The following is an 18,086-nucleotide window of genomic DNA, read 5'->3' as shown; positions in this document are numbered from 1 at the left end:
GGCGGATGCGGGTCCGCACCACCCCCCTGGAGCGAAGGCGCTACGGGACGGTTCGGGGCCGGACGGGTCGGCGCGGGGCGCTGACTACGTGCCGGGGTGCGCCGGGGTCGTGGGGGCGCTGGACGCGCGCACCCGCAGCTCCGGCAGGATCGCGAGCCGGTGCCCGGGACGTCCGGGGTCGGCGAGCCGATCGGCCAACAGACCGACCGCACTGGCGCCCACCGCGAGCTTGGGCGGCGCGACGGCACTGAGCGGGATGTCGGCGAGGGCGGCGACCTCGTCGTCGTACGCCACGATCGCGAGGTCGTCGGGGACGCGCAGCCCCCGTGCGCGCAGCCGTTGGAGCAGCACGATCGCGTCGTGGTCGTTGTGGACGAGGGCGCCGTCGAGTTCGCCGGCCGCCGCTGCGTCGGCGAAGCGCTCGACGGGGGCCGAGCGCCCCGCCGGATCGGTGCCCGGCGGCGACAGCCGCAACCTGAGCGCGGCTGCGGGGTCGAGTCCGGCCGCGGCGAGTCCGGCGAGGTAGCCCTCCTCGACCAGCGGGGTGTGCGGGCTGTCCTCGCGCAGCAGCAGCCCGATGCGGCGGCGACCGAGGTCGGCGAGGTGGCGCACGGCGGCCAGCGCGCCCGCGGCGTGATCGGTGACGACGCTCTCGGTGTCCGCGAGCCCCGGGCCGGGGCGGCGTTCCACGAGGAGGTGCGGAACCGTCAAGGCGTTGAGCCACGCCTGGTCAGCCGCCGGACCGCACGGGGTGATGAGCAGCCCGTCGACCCCGTCCTCCAGCAACTGTGCGGCCTGCGCCTGCTCCTCGGCCGGGCTGTACTGGGAGATGCCGAGGACCAGCCGGATGCCGCGGGCCGCGGCGGCGGCCCGCGCACCCTTGATGACGTCCGGGTAGTAGTAGTCGGCGGCCGGAACGATCAGCCCGAAGGTGCGGGGGGCGCCCCCCGCCGGGACCGCTCGGGGCGTCCCGCCGAGCGGAGTGCGCGGGGCGCCGCCCGCGGGTTCCCGGCGACCGGACCGCTGCACCGCACCCCCGTGGACCCGGTCCAGCATTCCCCGTTCGGCGAGGGCCTCCACATCACGGCGGACGGTCACCGAGGAGACCCCCAGTTCCTCGGCGAACTCCGTGACCCGCAGCGAGCCGTGCTCCCGGAGCCTGCGCAGAATCGCCTGGTGCCGTTCTTCGGCGTGCACGTGAATGGGTCTCCTTAGTCCTTGTCCGCGGGGGCCGTTCGGTCGCCCGGGTCCCGTTGCTGGTTCCCCGGGACCGACCCGCCCCCGCCCGCCGGCCCTCCCCGGCTGAGCCGAAGCCTAGCCGGTGGCCGATCGTTTGTGAACGTTTGTGTTCGAACAATCAATTCAGTGCTGAGATGTGCAGACCGTTGCCGCTTCTTGAGCGGGCATGTTAGAAATCGCTCACTCTTGAGCGTTGCGAGCGTCGCCCCTTTCTCGCCCCTCTCTCGTTCCTTCTCGTTCCCTTCCGCGGAGGTCCCGCAGACGTTCCCGCGCGCTCGTCGCCCCGTCCCGTCCCCGTGCCCCGCCTTCCCCTGCTCGCTCCTGCTCGTCCCCGGCTGTCCGCAGCCCCCTTCAGCTGCCCCAGCCCCGATACGCCCGCGTGCCGGATCCCCCGTCCGGCCGCTCGTCCGCCCGGAGGTCCTGCCCATGTCCGAAGCAGCGTCCCGACCGTCCCGTGCACCGCAGCCGCGCCCCGCCCTCTCCCGACGCACCCTGCTGCGCCTCTCGATCGCCACCGCCGCCGCCGTTCCGCTCGTCGGAGTCTCCGCCCTCCCCGCACACGCCACCACCGACGTGTACGACGTCCTGCGGCTGAAGTGGCGCGAGTTGGTGCTCGGCACCGGATTCGACCCCGCCGCCGCCCCGTACGCGGCCAAGCTGACCGCACTCGGAGCCACGGCCGGCACCCTGCGCACCACCATGAACCCGGCGAACGGTTCCCTGTGGCCGGACCTGCCGTACGCGGACCCCGAGCCCGACCTCGACCCCGAGTCGTACACCTTCTCCGGCAACCTCGGCATCAGCTACCACCGGCTGCGCACACTGGCCGAAGCCCACGCCCAGCCGGGCACCGGGCTCACCGGCGACCCGGGCCTGCTCGCCGACGTGCTGACCGGCCTCGACCACCTGCACACCCAGGCGTTCAACGCCGGCCAGGCCCGGTACGGCAACTGGTACAACTGGCAGATCGGCATCCCGCAGGCGCTGCTCGACATCTGCGTCCACCTCTACGACCACCTGGGCGCCGCCCGGTTGACCAACTGGATGGCCGCGATCGACCACTTCGTCCCGGACAGCGTGGTCGCCTCGTACACCGGCACCTCGACGGGCGCCAACCGCGTCGACCTGTGCCGGGTCCTCGCGCTGCGCGGCGTCGTCGGCAAGACCCCCGGCAAGATCGCCACGGCCCGCGACGCGCTGTCCCCCGTCTTCCCCTACGTGACCTCCGGCGACGGACTGTACGCCGACGGGTCGTTCATCCAGCACAGCACCGTTCCCTACACCGGTTCCTACGGGTCCGTCATGCTCGGCGGACTGTCCCTGCTGTTCACCCTCCTCAAGGGGTCGCAGTGGGAGGTCACCGACAGCGGCCGGCAGATCGTACTGGACTCCGTGGGCCAGGCGTACGCGCCGTTCCTCTACAACGGCCTCGCCATGGACAGCGTCTCCGGCCGTTCCATCAGTCGGGGCCTCCAGAAGTCCGACACCCGGGCCGTGCGCCAGGACGACCACCTGCGCGGCCACGCCATCATCGCCTGCATCGCCCTGTTGGCGCGCAGCGGCTCCCCCGCGGAGCGCAGCAGCATGGACGCGATGGTCAAGGGCTGGATAGCCCGCGCGACCATCAACCCCCTGCTCACCAGCCCCGCGCTCGGCGTCGCCCAACTCGCCCGGCTCAAAGCCGTCAACGACGGCGCCGGGCCGGCCGCCCCCGAGCCGGTCGGTCACCGGCTCTTCCCCGCCATGGACCGTGCGGTGCACCGTCGCCCCGGCTGGGCAGCGAACGTCTCGATGGCCTCCCGGCGCATCACCTACTACGAGAACGGGAACGGCGAGAACCTCCGCGCCTGGCACAGCGGTTCCGGAATGCTCTACTGGTGGGGCAGCGACTTCGCGAACGGCCAGTACAGCGACAGCTTCTGGCCCACCGTCGATCCCTACCGGCTGCCCGGCACGACGGCCTCCACGAAGAAGTTGGCCGACGGCGCGGGCGGCGCCTGGGGCGCGGCCCGTCCCGACGTGCGCTGGGTCGGCGGCGCCACCGACGGCACGTACGGGGCCGTCGGCCAGTACCTCAAGGGCCTGTCCTCCACCCTCAAGGCCAAGAAGTCCTGGTTCTTCCTCGACGACGCGGTGGTGTGCCTGGGCGCCGGCATCCACGCCCGGGACGGCGTCGGCATCGAGTCCGTCGTCGACAACCGCAACCTCGGCGCGGCCGGCACCCACACCCTGACCGTCGACGGCACCGCCCAGCCCGCCGCCCAGGGCTGGACCGCGACCTTCCCCGCCGCCCGGTGGGCGCACCTGGCCGGACACGGCGGCTACGTCTTCCCGGGCGGCGCCCCGCTGAAGGCCCTGCGCGAAACCCGGACCGGGGCCTGGTCCGACATCAACACGGGCGGCACCACGGACCCGGTGAGCCGCCGATACGTCACCCTCTGGTGCGACCACGGCACCGATCCCACCTGGGCCACCTACGCCTACGTCCTCATGCCCGGGGCGACCGGCGCCCAGACCGCGGCGCGCGCCGACGACACCGGTTGGCTCCAGGTCCTCGCCAACTCCGACGAGATCCAAGGCGTTTCGGTCCCCTCGCTGGGCTTCACGGGGATCAACTTCTGGTTCGCGGGCACCGCGGGTGCCGTCTCGGTGAGCGCCCCGGCCTCCGTGCTGATCCGACGCACCGGCAGCACCGCGGAGCTCCGGGTCAGCGGACCGCTCCGGGACGGCGCGGCCATCGACCTGACCTGGAACACCCCGGTCGCCGCCGTCACCGCGAAGGACGCATCGGTCCAGGTGCTGGGCACCGGGGCCGCGCTGCGCCTGCGCATCACTGCGGGAACCCTCGGCGCGGTGCACGCCGCGACCCTGACCCTGGCCTGACGGCAGGGGCACCCCCACGCTCCGTGGAGGTGCCCCGCCCGTCGGCCCGGCTCCCGCTCCCGACCAGCTCCCGGTCCCGGCGGCCCGCGCGCATCGGCCAATAGCTGGCCGGTTGTCGCCCTGCGCCCGCGTGGCGGCCGGGACGGTCGGGCCGGGACGCTACGATCACGGCGTGATGACGAACCGGTCACCGCTGTGCAACGCGTCGGCGGTTCAACCCGTCCGGCCCCTGCTGCGGTTGTCGGCCCTCGTCCTGCTGCTGCTCGGCGTGGTGCTCACCCACGGGGTGTACGCCGACAGTGCGGCCGGGCACGCCGCCGCACACCTCGGGGTCGCCCCCGCTGCGCACCACGCCACCGCGGACCACGGCCCCGCACCGGCCGACGCATGCGCCACTCCCGTACAGCGGACCGCTCCCGACGGCGACCACGCGCCCGCACACCCGGGCGAACACTGCGCCTCCGGCCCGTTGCCGTCGGGCCCCAGCGCCCCGGCCCCGGCCGTCGACCCCGGTGGCCGTCCCGCGGCCCTCGCGCGCTCGGCCCCGGACGGCCACCCAACGCCGCCGGCGCTCCTGCCCGGAGCTGCCGCGGGCCACGGCTCCACCGTCGTCCAACAGGTGTAGAGCGCACGCACGGCCCCGGCCGTGCGCCCCGCTCCACCGTCCTGCCCTCCGCCCGTCCGAGAGGGCCACCCCCCACCACTTCGCGCCCTGCAACCGCCGAGGCCACGGCCTCCCGTGCGGTCAACGGGCGTACGGAGAAACCCCGTTGTCCAAGCACCGCCCGCCCGTTCACCCCCGCCGACCCGGCCCCCACCCTCCTCCCGCCCGCCACCTGACCGCCCTCGTCCGCGGCATCGTCCTCGCCGCCCTGGGGTGGTGCGTCCTCGCCCACGGCCCCCTCGAACCGGACGCCCACGGTGCTGGACCGCTCCCGGTGGCGGCCGCCCCCGCGCCCGCCAGCTCCGAACACCACCAGCCCGGCGACCACCACGGCGGCGAGGAGTGCGCCACCGACCAGGCCCAGCGACTGCCGGTCGCCGCCCCGGACTTCCCCCCGGCCCCCGGTACCCCCGCACTGATCGCCGTCGCCGTGGTGGCCGTGCCGAGGGCGTGCCGCCGCAGCCCCCTGCGCCGTCACATAGACGGGCGCACCGGCAGAGCCACCTTGGTCCACACCTCGCGGTGGCGGATCTAGACCGCCTTCCCGCGGCCGGAACCCCGGCCGCCGCGCACCGGCCCCCCGGCGGCCCACCACCCGCCGCTCCGGAGCCGGGGCGCGAGATGAGCGCACCCGTGCACCCATCGAAGGAAAGCGAAGGACATGCAGTCCCTACGTGACACCACCACGACCCCGCCCACCGGTTCGGCCCTGCCCGCGCTGGTGGGGAACACCCCGCTGCTGCGGGTCTCGGCTCCGCTGACCCCCCGGGACCGCGGCTTCTGGGCCAAGCTCGAAGGCTTCAACCCGGGCGGCATCAAGGACCGGACCGCCCTCCACATGGTCGAACGGGCCCGCTCCCGCGGGACGTTGCTCCCCGGGAGCCGGATCGTCGAGTCGACCAGCGGCACCCTCGGACTCGGACTGGCGCTCGCCGGAATGGTCCACGACCACCCCGTCACCCTGGTGACCGACCCCGGACTCGAACCGTCCATGACCCGCCTCCTCACCGTGTACGGCGCCCGCGTCGACATCGTCACCGAACCCCACCCGGTGGGCGGTTGGCAGCAGGCGCGGCGCGACCGGGTCACCGAACTGCTCGCCCGGGAACCCGGCTCCTGGTGCCCCGACCAGTACAACAACCCGGACAACACCACCGCGTACACCCCGCTCGCCCTCGAACTGGCCGCCCAGCTCGGACACGTCGACACCCTCGTGTGCAGCGTCGGCACCGGCGGACACTCGGCCGGCGTGGGCCGGGTCCTGCGCCAGCTCTACCCGGACGTCCGGATCGTCGGCGTCGACACCGTGGGCTCGACCATCTTCGGCCAGCCCGCGCGGACCCGACTGATGCGCGGCCTCGGCTCCAGCATCCATCCGCGCAACGTGGCCTACGGACTCTTCGACGAAGTCCACTGGGTGGCCCCGGCGGAAGCCGTGTGGACCTGCCGCACCCTCGCCGCCTCCCACTACGCCACGGGCGGCTGGAGCGTCGGCGCGGTCGCGCTCGTCGCCGGCTGGTTGGCCCGCACCGAAGCCCCCGACGCCCGGATCGCGGCGGTCTTCCCCGACGGGCCGCAGCGCTATCTGTCGACCGTGTACGACGACGACTACTGCACGCGGCACGGGCTCCTCACCGGCCCGCCGCCGCCCGCGCCCGAAGTGGTGGGCAGCGCGGGCGAGAAGGAGGTCGTCCGCTGGACCCGGTGCGTCGACGTGCGTGACCCGCTCGTCGCCGGGACGGACGCCGGCACGGCCCGCGCGGAGGGCGCCCGGTGACCGGTGCCGCCGGCACCCTCGCGCAGCTGCGTAGCCATCCGCGCGGGGTGCAACTCCTCCTCGTCAACCAGTTCACCATCAACCTCGGCTTCTACATGCTGATGCCGTACCTCGCGGCACACCTGTCCGGCACCCTCGGTCTCGCGGCCTGGGTCGTCGGCCTCGTCCTCGGCGTGCGCAACTTCAGCCAACAGGGCATGTTCCTGGTCGGCGGCACCCTCGCCGACCGGCTCGGCCACAAGCCGATGATCGTCGCCGGATGCGTCCTGCGGACGGTCGGGTTCGCCGCCCTCGGACTGGTCAGCTCCGTCCCCGCGCTCATCGCCGCGTCCGCATTGACGGGTCTGGCGGGTGCGCTCTTCAACCCTGCGGTGCGCGCGTACCTGGCGGCGGACGCGGGGGACCGCAGGGTCGAGGCCTTCGCCCTGTTCCACGTCTTCTACCAGGCGGGCATCCTGCTCGGCCCGCTCGTCGGCCTGGTGCTGACCGGGGTCGACTTCCAACTGACCTGTCTCGTCGCGGCGGGACTCTTCGCCGTCCTGTCGGTCGTCCAGATCAAGGCCCTGCCGCCACGCCCCCGGGAAGCCGCGCAGGACCCGGACCCGGACCCGGGTTCGGGCTCAGGCGCGGGCGCGGAACCGGGCGCGGAGAAGACAACGGGGGACGGGCCCCGGGGCGGGGTGCTCCGCCAGTGGCGCGACATCCTCGCCCACCGTTCCTTCCTGCTGTTCTCCCTCGCCATGACCGGGTCGTACGTCCTCACCTTCCAGGTCTATCTGGCGCTCCCGCTGGAGGTGCGCAGGATCGGCGGCGAGGGAGGGGGCGCAACCGCCGCCGTCGCCCTCCTCTTCGTGGTGTCCGGGTTGTGCACGATCCTCGGTCAGACCCGGATGACCGCCTGGTGCGGAGCGCGGTGGGAGCCCGGAGTCGCGGTGGCGATCGGCCTCGTGGTGATGGGCCTGGCCTTCGTCCCCCTGCTGGTGGCGACGGCACTGCCGGTCCCCGAAGCGGGCACCGCGCGCTGGCTGCTCGCCGCGCTGCCGCCCGCACTGGCCGCGCTGCTCCTGGCCGTCGGCACGATGATCGCCTACCCGTTCGAGATGGACATCGTGGTCCGTCTCTCCGGGGGCCGCTGGGTGGCCACGCACTACGGCTTCTACAACACGGTCTGCGGCATCGGCATCACGCTCGGGAACCTGGTGACCGGTGCGGCACTCGACGCCTCCCGCGCCGCCGGAGCCCCCGCGTTGCCCTGGGCCGCGTTGGGCGTCCTGGGGCTCGGTAGTGCGGTGGCGCTGCACGCCCTGCACCGGGCGGGCCGCCTGGCGCCCGCCCGGCCCGTGACCGTCTGAGCCCGGACGGTGGGGCGGGCGCACGGTGCCCGCCCCACCGTCAGCGGGTCGCATCCCGGTGGTGACGGAGGGGTGCGCCCCGGCCCCCCTGTCGGTCAGGAGATCGACGGGGGCAATGACTACGGGGAGGACTGCTACCTGAGCTTCACCGAACGAGGTGAGCGCACGGGTGATCTGGTCGCCGTGCAAGTCAAGAGCGGCGTCGAGTACCGGAGGTCAGTCGGATACGCGATCCCCTGTCGCGATCACGTGGAAGATTGGACCCGGAGCCGGATCCCCGTCATCGGAGTCGTCTACGATCCCGACTTGAGGAAGCTCTTCTGGGTCAACCTCACTCGCCACCTTCGCGGGCAACTGGGCCGAGGGAAGAGACCTAGGAGCGTGCCGATCGCAGAGGACGCGGTCCTGGACGCGGGAACGCTCTCTTCGGTGGTCCGGTGCATGCGTGAGTTCATCGCGCAGGACGACGTCAGAGTGGCGCACGAGCGGGGCTTGGTGTCGCACCTGAGATCCAGTCTGCGTAGTCGCGGAAGCCGGTCGTTCCGTGAGGTGGAGGACGTCCCGATCGGCGGTAAGCCGTTCACCATTGGTGAGGGCATGCGGCCGTGTCACCACTCGACCGCCCCCCTTTGCGGATTCCCGGCGCGAACGGCCACGGCCCGGAGGCGCCTTGCACGGTGTTGCCGACAACGGCCGGCGGCCCCGCCCGGGGCACCGGGCCCGCACCCCCATTACCTCCCGCGTAATCGACGAGGCCCCGCCCCTGGATGCAGCCTTGTCCCACCGGAACCCGGGCGGCGCACTCCGTCCGGGGGCCGGCCTCCTCGGGGTCCAGAGCTCCGGGACCCGCACCGATGTCACGACTCCGCAGGAGGCCGAACACCATGTCCGCAACGTTCCTGACCGGCATCGCCCGCACCACCGAGCCCCTGACGATGCTGCGCCGCTTCCTCGCCGTCGACGCCGTGGTCACCGCCCCCACCGCGGCGGTCTACCTCGCCGCCTCCGGCCCGGTGGGCAGACTGCTCGGGGTGGACCCGGACGTCCTCCTCGGCAGCGGGGCCTTCCTCGTCCTCTTCACCATCGGTGTCGCCCTGATCGTGGCCCGCAGGGAGCCGCCCGCCGGTGCGGTCAAGGTGGTGATCGAAGTCAATCTCGCATGGACCGCCGCCAGTCTCGCCGCTCCCTTCCTCTGGCTGGACCCGAGCGCCGTCGGCACCGTCTGGATCGTCTTCCAGGCCCTCGTGCCCGCCGGACTCGCCGGTCTCTACTGGGGTGCGCTGCGGGCCGGGGCCGGAATCAGGCGCTGAGGGAACTCAGGTGGTCGACGGTCGCCGCGTCCGCCGGGAGGAAGGTCTCGATGGCCAGCTCGGCGACCGTCACGTCCATCGGGGTGTTGAACGTGGAGATCGACGACACGAAGGACAGCTCCCGTCCCCGGTGCGCGATCCGCAGCGGCAGCGCGAAGCACGGCATCGCCGGTCCGGGGCCCGGGTCGCCCGACGCGTCGGCCCCTCCCGGACCGTGGTCCGGATGGCCGTCGGGGAAGGGGTACGAGGCCACCTCGTCGTACAGCTCGCGCAGCGGGTCCGAACGCACCAGGGACATCTGGCTCTCCATCTGGTGCAGCAGATGGGAACGCCATTGGCGGAGATTCAGAATCCGCGGGGCCATGCCGTCCGGATGCAGCACGATGCGGATCCCGTTGAGCGGTGGCGTGAGCAGGTGATCGGCGACCCCCTCCAGCAGTCTGGTCATCCCCAGGTTGGCCGCGACCACGTCGTAGACCCCGTTCAGCACGATCGCGGGGTACGGCTCGTAGCCGTGGAGCAGCCGCTGGAGTCCTTCGCGCAGGGCGCCCATGGAGGGGTCGTCGTACGACGTCTCGGTGTACCGGGGGGCGTAACCACCGGCGAGCAGGAGCGCGTTGCGTTCCCGTACGGGGACGTCCAGGTGCTCCGCGAGCCGCAGGATCATCTCCTCGCTGGGGCGGGAACGCCCGTTCTCGACGAAGCTGATGTGCCGGGCCGAGGCGTCGGCGCGCAGGGCCAGTTCGAGCTGGCTGACCCGCCGCCGCTCCCGCCAGCCCCTCAGCAGGGGACCCACACCGGTGTCGGACGCGAGAGTAGTCATGCCCCCGACCGTAGTACGGCCGGCGGCCTGCTCCACCGGTGCATGTCCTCGGGCCGCGCGGGTGACGGGCCGGGTGCCTCCCCGGGTGTCCGCCCGCGGACCAGCGACGGAAGCGACCGTTCCGGACGGCCCGCCCCCGGCGGAGCCCGTCCGGGCCGCAGGCGCCGGTCTCCCGGCCTGCGGCCTTTCGGCCGACTGCGGTCCCTGCGGACCTTCCGCTCCCCACTGTTCCTGCTGTTCCTGCTGTTCCCGAGGTCTCGGAGGGCCTGAGGCCCTCCGGCCCGTTTGCGGTGCCGGGTGGTCCAGGTCGGGCCGGCCGTGCCCCGCGGGCGGTCTCCTCCCGGTCCCCCGGGTGCGGGCGTCCTCCGGGTGCCGCCCGGTCAGCCGTTCGCCTGGCGCAGCAGCTCCGCCAGCCCCGCACCCACGTCTCGGCGACGGCGTGCCGGGCCTGTCCCAGGGTGATGTGGGGGCGGGTCCGCTTGTACGCGCGCACGGCGCGGTCCTGCTCGCGGTTGTGGCGGTGGGTCATGCCGTCTCGTCCCAGTCGTCCCGGCGGGGGCGGTTGAGGTTGATGCTGAAGGTGTACGCGGTGTCGTTGGCGCGTACGAGGCGGACGATCGGCGCGTGCTGGTGGGTGGTGAGGAACTCGCGGACGGTCAGGCCGGCGTGCGTGCTGTCGTCGGCGGTGCGTTCCAGGGGGGGGCGGTCGCTGGACTTCGCGTCCGCCCCCCCCGGACCTCTCCTACGGCTCCGGCACGGCTCCAGCCGTCATCGCCGGCGACGCGACGTCGCGGCGGGAGGCTTCGTGCGCAGGCCCGGGATCAGCACCGCCGCCACCGCCAGATGCATCAGCGCCAGCGCGCCCCGAGTGCCGCCGTCCATGCCGTCGCCGGTCAACGGTAGGAAGGACACGGCGAGTACGGCGACGGCCACCCCGGTCCAGACGGCGCGGGCGCGACGTATCCCGAACCGCTCCAGAGCGGCCAACAGCCCCCAGCCGGCGAGTGCCGCCAGCAGCGCGGCTAACCCCACCGCCACCACGCCGATGTCGAGCGTCCGCGCACCGTCGGCGATCCGCAGCCGGTGGCCCCACACCGGGTCCGCGACCAGCCACACCAGGACGGGCGCCAGGACCGCGAGGCCCACGACCCCCGAGCGCCGACCGCGCGCGCTCACTTGGTGCCGCCCGCGAGCGCGCCGTGCAGAAAGACCTCCACCACGTCCTGTGTGGTCAGCTCCACCTCGTCCTCCAGATGTGCGTGGGTGAAGAGCAGCCCGAAGAAGAGGGCCGCGATCTGCTCCGGCGGCCGTCGCAACGCGGCCCGGTCGGGCTCCAGGAGGTCCACGAGGGCCGCACGGATACGGGTCGCCGACTCCTCGCGACCCGCGCCGCGCACCGTGCCGGGGTGCTTGCCACCGCGGTGCCCCAAAGCGTGCAGCGAGCCGGCGATCGCGCCCATGCGGGACAGATGGGCCTGCAACGCCTGCGCCGCCTCCACGAGTCGGTCGGGCAGCGGCTGCGACACCTCGATCGTGTCGAGTTCGCGCACCGCGTGCTCGGGGGAGAGCGCCTCCGCCAGGCAGGCCTGAAGCAACTCGTCCTTGTCGGCGAAGACCCGGAAGATCGTGCCCTCGCCGATGCCCGCGGCACGGGCGACCTTCGCGGTGGTCACCGCGGCGCCGTACTCGGCGATCAGCGGGATCGTGGTCTGGACGATCATCGCGCGCCGCTGCTCCGGCGACATGCCGGGGGCGCGGCGGCGGGTGGTTCGGTTTCGGTTCCCATCGGGTGATGTCATGACTGCGAGACTACGGAGTGAGTCCTCACTCCGTCAATGAGTGAGGACTCACTCCGTAAAGACGTCAGGGCAAAGTTCCGGAAGCGGGCCCCGTCCACCGGCGGCTTCGCGGCCCGAGCGCCGCCCCCTACACCCGCGCGGCTTCCTCCCCGGGCGTCTCCCGCGCGGACGCCGGCTCCGGCTCCGGCCGCGTTTCGGGCAAGGCGAGGAAACAGGCCAGGCTCAACACCGCGACCCCGGTCAGCCAGCCGGCGACGCCCCACGGCGGCCGGGCGCCCTCCGACAGCGCCGTGGCGACGATGGGGGTCACCGCCCCGCCGAGCACTCCGGCCAGGTTGTAGCCCACCGCCGCTCCGGTGCAGCGCACCCGCGGTTCGTAGAGCTCCGGAAGGTACGCCGCGATCACCGCGAACATCGTGATGAACGCGATCAACGCCACCATGAACCCCAGGAACATCAGCACCGGTTCCCCGGTGTCCAGCAGCGCGACCAGCGGGAACATCCACACCACCGAGAGGGCGCTGCCCGCCAGGCACAGCGGACGCCGGCCCACCCGGTCGCTGAGCAGGGCGACGGCCGGCGTCAGCGCCCCCTTGACCGCGACCGCCACCATCACGCACGTCAGCATCACCGAGGAACTGACGCCGACCCGATCCGTTCCGTACGCGAGCGCCCAGGTCGACACCGAGTAGAAGGTCGCGTACCCCACGGACAGCGCGCCCGCGGTGAGCAGGACCAACCGCCAGTGGCCGCGCAGGACTTCGGTGACGGGGGCGCCCGCGCGTTGCCCCGTTTCGCTCAGTTCGCGGAACTGCGGGGTCTCCGTCAGCGAGGAGCGCAGCACCAGGCCGGCCGCGGCGAGCAGGCCCGCCGCCCAGAACGGCACCCGCCATCCCCAGGACCGGAACTGATCGTCCGTCAGAGTGGCCGACAGGGCCAGCATCATGCCGTTGGCGAGGAGGAACCCCAGGGGCGGCCCCATCTGCGGGAAGCTCCCCCACAGTCCGCGCCGGCCGGCGGGCGCGTGTTCGGCCGTGAGCAGGACCGCCCCGCCCCACTCGCCGCCCAGGCCGATGCCCTGGACGAAACGCAGCACCAGCAGCAGCGCGGGAGCCGCCGCCCCGATCGACGCGTACGTCGGCACGCACCCCACCGCCACGGTGGCCGCTCCGGTCAGCAACAGCGATCCGAACAGCACCGGCCGTCGCCCGTAGCGGTCACCGATGTGCCCGAACACGACGGACCCCAGCGGACGGGCCACGAAGCCGACGCCGAACGTGGCGAACGCGGCGAGGGTGCCCGCCAGGGGCGAGAAGGACGGGAAGAACAACGGGCCCAGCACCAACGCGGCAGCGGTGCCGTACACGAAGAAGTCGTAGAACTCGACGGCGGTCCCGACCAGTGAGGCGGTCGCGAGCCGCAACATCGACGGGGCTCCGCCCCGGCCGGACGCGGACGACGGAGGGCGACGGGTAGACATACCGGACCAACGCCGCTCACCCGGCGCCGGTTACGCCTGGCACCGGCCCGGACGGAGCGCACGTCGGGGGCACGGACGGTGCCGTGTGCCGGACCGTGCGCGACCCCTCGTCGGGACCCGGGTGCGTGCGGGTCGCCGGGTGGCCTGCCCGGTCCCGGCCCCGCTCCAGCCCACGCGTGCGCACGGTTCGTGCGACCCCGCCCGGCGAGCGGCCCCCGTCCGGCGACACATGCGCCTAGCCTTCCGGACATCGCCGCATTCGGCGCTCGCACCATCACTGGAATCACCAGAAGCAGCGGGATCCGCGAGAACAGCGAGATCCGCGACACCAACGCAGCACTGCCGGACCGTCCGCGGTCGCGCGGGTCACGGCACCTGCCCTTCTCGGAGGTTGCCCATGCTGGAAAGCATCGTCGTCGTCGGTGGGGGAACGTCGGGCTGGATGACGGCGTCCTATCTGAGTGCCGCATTCGGGGACCGGATATCCATCACCGTGGTCGAATCCGATCGGGTCCCGACGATCGGCGTGGGGGAGGCCACCTTCAGCACCGTCCGGCATTTCTTCGAGTACCTGGGGCTGGCCGAGCGGGATTGGATGCCCGCGTGCAACGCCACGTACAAACTGGGAATCCGGTTCGAGAACTGGCGGGCGCCGGGGCACCACTTCTACCACCCGTTCGAGCGGCAGCGGGTGGTCGCCGGCTTCTCCCTGCCCGACTGGTGGCTGGCCCGATCCTCCCCGGCCGGTCGCTTCGACGAGGAGTGCTTCCTCGTCGGCACCCTCTGCGACAACGAGAGGTCGCCGCGCCACCTGGACGGTTCGCTGTTCGAGGGCGGTCTGGCCGACCGTTCGCCCGGCCGCAGCACCCTGACCGAACAGGGCACCCAGTTCCCCTACGCCTACCACTTCGACGCCGCGCTGCTCGCCGGGTACCTGCGCGACTACGCCGTGGCCCGGGGGGTGCGGCACGTGGTGGACGACGTGGTGCGGGTGGCGCAGGACGAACGCGGCTGGATCACCCATGTGGCCACCCGTACCCGCGGTGACCTGGCCGGTGACCTCTTCGTGGACTGTTCGGGCTTCCGCGGCCTGCTGATCAACGAGGCGGTCGGCGAGCCCTTCGACTCGTACCAGGAGACCCTGCCCAACGACAGCGCGGTGGCCCTGCGGGTCCCCGTGGACATGGAGCGCCGGGGCCTGCGCCCCTGCACCACGGCCACCGCCCAGGACGCCGGTTGGATCTGGACGATCCCCCTGTACGGCCGGATCGGCACCGGGTACGTCTACGCGCGCGACTACTGCTCGGCCGAGGACGCCGAACGCACCCTGCGCGCCTTCGTCGGCCCCGCGGCCGACGACCTGGAGGCCAATCACCTCCGCATGCGGATCGGCCGCACCCGCCGCTCGTGGGTCAACAACTGCGTCGCGGTGGGACTGGCGAGCGGATTCGTCGAGCCGCTGGAATCCACCGGGATCTTCTTCATCCAGCACGCCGTGGAACAACTCGTCAAACACTTCCCGGACTCCGATTGGAACCCCGGACTACGCGACTCCTACAACCGGCTCGTCGGTCGCTGCATGGACGGGGTACGGGAGTTCCTCGTCCTGCACTACTACGCTGCCGCCCGCGCGGACAACGCGTACTGGAAGGACACCAAGACCCGGAAGATCCCCGACTCCCTCGCCGAACGCATCGAACAGTGGCGGACGAAACTCCCGCACGCCGAGTCCGTCTATCCGCATTACCACGGATTCGAGGCGTACTCCTATGTGTGCATGGTCCTCGGACTCGGCGGCATTCCGCTGTCGCCGTCGCCCGGGCTGCGGCTCCTCGATCCCACCGCCGCGCAGCGGGAGTTCCGGCTGCTCGCCGCCCAGGCCGACGAGCTGAAACGTTCCCTGCCCAGCCAGTACGCCTACTTCGCCCAGTCCCGCTGACCGCGGCGCCGGGAGCCGTGGATCATGGCGGATCTGCTGATGGCGGGGCTGCACCTGATCGCCCTGCTGGGAGTCCTCGGTCTGGTCGCAGCCGTCGGGCGGGTCCTCGCCGGACGGCTGCGGTTACCGCTGGTGATCGGGGAGATCCTGGTCAGCCTGCTGGTCGGCCCCGCACTGCTCGCCCTCGTCGGCAGGCACCGGTTCGACACGCTGTTCCCCGAGCAACTCGCCGACCCCCTCAAGGCGGTCGGCGAGATCGGCCTCGTCCTGTTCCTCGTCGGTGTCGTCCACGGCCTGGACCACGGCGCGGCCGACCGGGGGAACCGCACCCTGGTCCGGGTGACGGCCGGGGTGTTCCTCCTGCCGCTGCTGACCGGGCTGGCCTTCGCCGGATGGGTCTGGTGGGCCGGTGGGCCCGCCCTGCTCGGAACGGCTCCGTTGCCCGCCCTGGTGGTGATGCTGACGGTGGCGATGAGCGTCACCGCGGTCCCCGTACTGGCGTGCATCATCGACGAACGCGCGCGGGGGCTGGGCCGTTCCGCTCCGCTCGCCCTGCTGTCCGCCATCCTGCTGGACACCGTGGCCTGGTTGATGCTCGCGGTGGCCCTCGGTCTGGCGGCCGGCGGAGCGTGGGGCGTGGCCGGCGCGTTCGCGGCCCTCGGAGCCGGTGCGCTGGTGACCCGGTGGGGACGGTCGGTCCTGGGACGCCCGTACGTCGCTGCGGTGGCCGCAGGGCACCCGAGGGCCGCGGCCGTCGTCCTCGCGGTCATCGCCCTGGTCGCGGCTGCCGGGGCGCGCGAGGCCGGACTGACCGTCGTCCTCGGCGCCTTCCTCGCCGGGGTGCTCCTGCCCAAGACCCAGGACGGCCCGTGGGAGGGGGTGATCGAGCCGGTCGTCCGGCTCGGGCGGCTACTGCTGCCGGTGTTCTTCGTCGGCACCGGCATCACCCTGTTCACCGAGTCCCGCGCGGCGCTGCCCTGGGCCGCGACGCTGCTGTGCACCGCCCTGGCCGTCGTCGGCAAGGTGGGCGGCGGGTACCTCGGCGCCCGCTGGGCCGGGGAGGACCGGGTCACCGCCCTGCGCGTCGGCGTCCTCGTCAACACCCGGGGACTCACCGAGATCGTCGTCCTCCAGGTCGGCTACGCGGCGGGCATCCTCACCCCCGGCCTGTTCCTCGCGATGCTGGTCATGGCGCTGGCCACGACCGGTCTGACCGGACCGCTGCTCTCCCTCATCGATCACCGCGTGGCCCGCCACGAGCCGCGCACGCTCCAAGGCGGTGTGCAGTGAACCTGTCCGACACGATCACCCCCACCCGGTTCCGCGCGCTGATGGCGGGGTTCCCCAGCGGGGTCGCCGTCCTCACCGCGGCCGACACGACGTCCGGACGGCCCTGGGGCATGACCTGCTCCGCGGTGTGCGCGGTCTCGCTGACACCGCCGACGCTGCTGGTGTGCGTACGGGTGGGCAGCCCCACCCTGGACACCATGCTCCGGGCGGGACTGTTCGCGGTGAACCTCCTGCACGACGGGGCACGCGCCACCGCCGAACTGTTCGCCTCCGGCGCCCCGCACCGCTTCGACCAGGTGCGCTGGGAGCAGGGTCGGGGCCGCGGTGGCCCCCATCTGGTCGACGACGCGCACACCGTCGCGGACTGCGTGATCAGCGGCCACCAGGTGGTCGGCAGTCACACCGTCGTCTTCGGCGAGGTGTACGGAGTGCGGCAGCACCGGGTGCCCAGGCCCCTGCTGTACGGCCTGCGCCGGTACGCCGTGTGGCCGCACGACGGGGAGGAGGTCCCCCCGGGCCACACGGTCACCTGACCCGACCCATCTGACCTGACCTGACACGCCGTCGCCTTCGGGGCCGTGCTCACGGGTCGACGGTCCGTCTGCCGGCGCCGCTACCGAGGAGCCAACCCACCGCCGCGGTCGCCGCGGCGGCGCGGCGACTGCGCGGCGACCCCGTCACCTGCTGCAACCGGGACTCGCCGGTGAGCGCGTCGGCAGCGGTCCGCGAGGAACGCAACGGAACGGTGGAAGCGCCGCTGCCGTGCACGATCAGGGTCGGGGCGGTGATCGCACCCAGCACCCCGCGCGGCTGGAGCCAGAAGACCTCGTTGAGCATCGCCCGGCCCAGCAGCAGACCGGGGGAGTACCGCACCCGGCCGTCCGCGACCAGCTCACGGCCCGTCACCTCGTCCAGATAGCCGTCGTGCCACGCGGTGGAGCCGTCCACGAAGTGCTCCTTGTAGTCGATCAGCGGATCGCACAGCACCAGCCGGCGCACCTCGTCGCCGCGGCGCGCCGCGTACCCGGCGGCCACCCCGCCGGTGAGGCCGGCCGCGACCAGGTCGACCTGCTCCGCCCCGGTCCGCTCCCGCAACAGACGGCTCCCCGCGCTGATCACGTTGAGCAGCCCGGACAGACTCAGCTCGGCCTGCCGGCCCTCGCTCACCCCGTGGCCGGGCAGGTCGAAGCGGAGACCCGTCACCCCGCCGCGCGCCAGCGCGTGCGCCACGGTGGTGTACAGGCCGCCCTGTTCCCGGGTGGCGCCCTCGGCGTGCAGGAACAGGGCCGCCCGCGTCGCCTCCCCGCCCGCCGCGGGGTCCGCGGGGGTCAACGTGCCCGAGAGCCACAAGCCGTCATGGGTGCGCAGATGGGTGCGCGACCCGCTCGATCCGATCCGGGGTGGTTCCACCCGCACGGTGGGATCCTCCATCACTCACACACTCCGTTCGGCTCGGGAACCGGGACGGACAGCCTGCCCCCGGGCGGGGGCGGACGATTCACCGCACGTGGGATTCCGCTGGCTCGCACG

The 18,086-nt window shown here is 72.9% G+C and carries 16 protein-coding genes; 10 read left to right on the top strand and 6 right to left on the bottom strand.

What is annotated here, in order from left to right; translation table 11 throughout:
- Window positions 1–84 precede the first annotated feature (84 nt).
- Window positions 85–1,197 (bottom strand): substrate-binding domain-containing protein, encoded by a 1,113-nt coding sequence (locus ACFYOU_RS13230; protein WP_391305403.1) that lies wholly within the window; start codon window positions 1,195–1,197, stop codon window positions 85–87.
- A gap of 468 nt (window positions 1,198–1,665) precedes the next feature.
- Here ACFYOU_RS13230 and ACFYOU_RS13225 point away from each other — a divergent pair, with 468 nt between their 5' ends.
- The 7 genes from ACFYOU_RS13225 (at window position 1,666) to ACFYOU_RS13195 (ending at window position 9,225) form a co-directional block, all read left to right on the top strand.
- Window positions 1,666–4,122 carry a polysaccharide lyase family 8 super-sandwich domain-containing protein gene (locus tag ACFYOU_RS13225; protein WP_391305401.1) on the top strand — a complete coding sequence of 819 codons (2,457 nt, stop codon included), beginning with the start codon at window positions 1,666–1,668 and terminating at the stop codon, window positions 4,120–4,122.
- Window positions 4,123–4,294: 172 nt separating this feature from the next.
- Window positions 4,295–4,747 carry a hypothetical protein gene (locus ACFYOU_RS13220; RefSeq protein ID WP_391305399.1) on the top strand — a complete coding sequence of 151 codons (453 nt, stop codon included), beginning with the start codon at window positions 4,295–4,297 and terminating at the stop codon, window positions 4,745–4,747.
- 145 nt (window positions 4,748–4,892) lie between these two features.
- Complete coding sequence (locus ACFYOU_RS13215) at window positions 4,893–5,321, top strand: hypothetical protein (RefSeq protein WP_391305397.1); 429 nt, start codon at window positions 4,893–4,895, stop codon at window positions 5,319–5,321.
- Between the two features lie 126 nt (window positions 5,322–5,447).
- Window positions 5,448–6,563, top strand: coding sequence for a pyridoxal-phosphate dependent enzyme (locus ACFYOU_RS13210; RefSeq protein ID WP_391305395.1), 1,116 nt, complete (start codon window positions 5,448–5,450; stop codon window positions 6,561–6,563).
- Window positions 6,560–7,915: an MFS transporter gene (locus ACFYOU_RS13205; RefSeq protein WP_391305393.1), complete on the top strand. Its 1,356-nt coding sequence runs from the start codon at window positions 6,560–6,562 to the stop codon at window positions 7,913–7,915. Before ACFYOU_RS13210 ends, ACFYOU_RS13205 begins: the two co-directional genes overlap by 4 nt.
- Window positions 7,916–7,924: 9 nt before the next feature.
- Window positions 7,925–8,818, top strand: coding sequence for a DUF4365 domain-containing protein (locus tag ACFYOU_RS13200; RefSeq protein ID WP_391305391.1), 894 nt, complete (start codon window positions 7,925–7,927; stop codon window positions 8,816–8,818).
- The gene (locus tag ACFYOU_RS13195) at window positions 8,800–9,225 is read left to right on the top strand and encodes a hypothetical protein (RefSeq protein WP_391305389.1); all 426 of its coding nucleotides are present in this window, start codon (window positions 8,800–8,802) and stop codon (window positions 9,223–9,225) included. The genes ACFYOU_RS13200 and ACFYOU_RS13195 overlap by 19 nt, the downstream gene beginning before the upstream one ends.
- On the opposite strand, the gene ACFYOU_RS13190 is transcribed toward ACFYOU_RS13195, so the two are convergent.
- From ACFYOU_RS13190 to ACFYOU_RS13175, 4 genes are all read right to left on the bottom strand, one after another.
- Complete coding sequence (locus ACFYOU_RS13190) at window positions 9,215–10,048, bottom strand: helix-turn-helix domain-containing protein (RefSeq protein ID WP_391305387.1); 834 nt, start codon at window positions 10,046–10,048, stop codon at window positions 9,215–9,217. The two genes, ACFYOU_RS13195 and ACFYOU_RS13190, sit on opposite strands and share 11 nt — an antisense overlap.
- Window positions 10,049–10,816: 768 nt before the next feature.
- Complete coding sequence (locus ACFYOU_RS13185; RefSeq protein ID WP_391305385.1) at window positions 10,817–11,224, bottom strand: DUF6069 family protein; 408 nt, start codon at window positions 11,222–11,224, stop codon at window positions 10,817–10,819.
- Window positions 11,221–11,769 carry a TetR family transcriptional regulator gene (locus ACFYOU_RS13180; RefSeq protein ID WP_391305792.1) on the bottom strand — a complete coding sequence of 183 codons (549 nt, stop codon included), beginning with the start codon at window positions 11,767–11,769 and terminating at the stop codon, window positions 11,221–11,223. Before ACFYOU_RS13180 ends, ACFYOU_RS13185 begins: the two co-directional genes overlap by 4 nt.
- A gap of 205 nt (window positions 11,770–11,974) precedes the next feature.
- On the bottom strand, window positions 11,975–13,273 hold the full coding sequence (locus ACFYOU_RS13175) for an MFS transporter (protein WP_391305383.1): 1,299 nt from the start codon (window positions 13,271–13,273) through the stop codon (window positions 11,975–11,977).
- Window positions 13,274–13,724: 451 nt separating this feature from the next.
- On the opposite strand from ACFYOU_RS13175, the gene ACFYOU_RS13170 reads away from it, so the two are divergent.
- From ACFYOU_RS13170 to ACFYOU_RS13160, 3 genes are read left to right on the top strand one after another with little or no spacing between them, the layout of a single operon-like run.
- Window positions 13,725–15,266 (top strand): tryptophan halogenase family protein, encoded by a 1,542-nt coding sequence (locus ACFYOU_RS13170; RefSeq protein WP_389766425.1) that lies wholly within the window; start codon window positions 13,725–13,727, stop codon window positions 15,264–15,266.
- A 24-nt stretch (window positions 15,267–15,290) separates the two neighbouring features.
- Complete coding sequence (locus ACFYOU_RS13165; RefSeq protein WP_391305380.1) at window positions 15,291–16,556, top strand: cation:proton antiporter; 1,266 nt, start codon at window positions 15,291–15,293, stop codon at window positions 16,554–16,556.
- A complete protein-coding gene (locus tag ACFYOU_RS13160; RefSeq protein ID WP_389766429.1) occupies window positions 16,553–17,089 on the top strand; it encodes a flavin reductase family protein in 537 nt (178 codons plus the stop codon). The genes ACFYOU_RS13165 and ACFYOU_RS13160 overlap by 4 nt, the downstream gene beginning before the upstream one ends.
- A gap of 49 nt (window positions 17,090–17,138) precedes the next feature.
- Here ACFYOU_RS13160 and ACFYOU_RS13155 read toward each other — a convergent pair whose 3' ends face one another.
- Entirely contained in the window at window positions 17,139–17,987 is an 849-nt protein-coding gene (locus tag ACFYOU_RS13155) for an alpha/beta fold hydrolase (protein WP_391305378.1), read from the bottom strand.
- Window positions 17,988–18,086: the final 99 nt, after the last annotated feature.

The organism is Streptomyces sp. NPDC005955 (assembly GCF_042871255.1).
Lineage (GTDB): Bacteria > Actinomycetota > Actinomycetes > Streptomycetales > Streptomycetaceae > Streptomyces.
The sequence above is the reverse complement of the archived record's forward strand: the minus strand, read 5'-3'. Positions and strand labels throughout refer to the sequence as shown.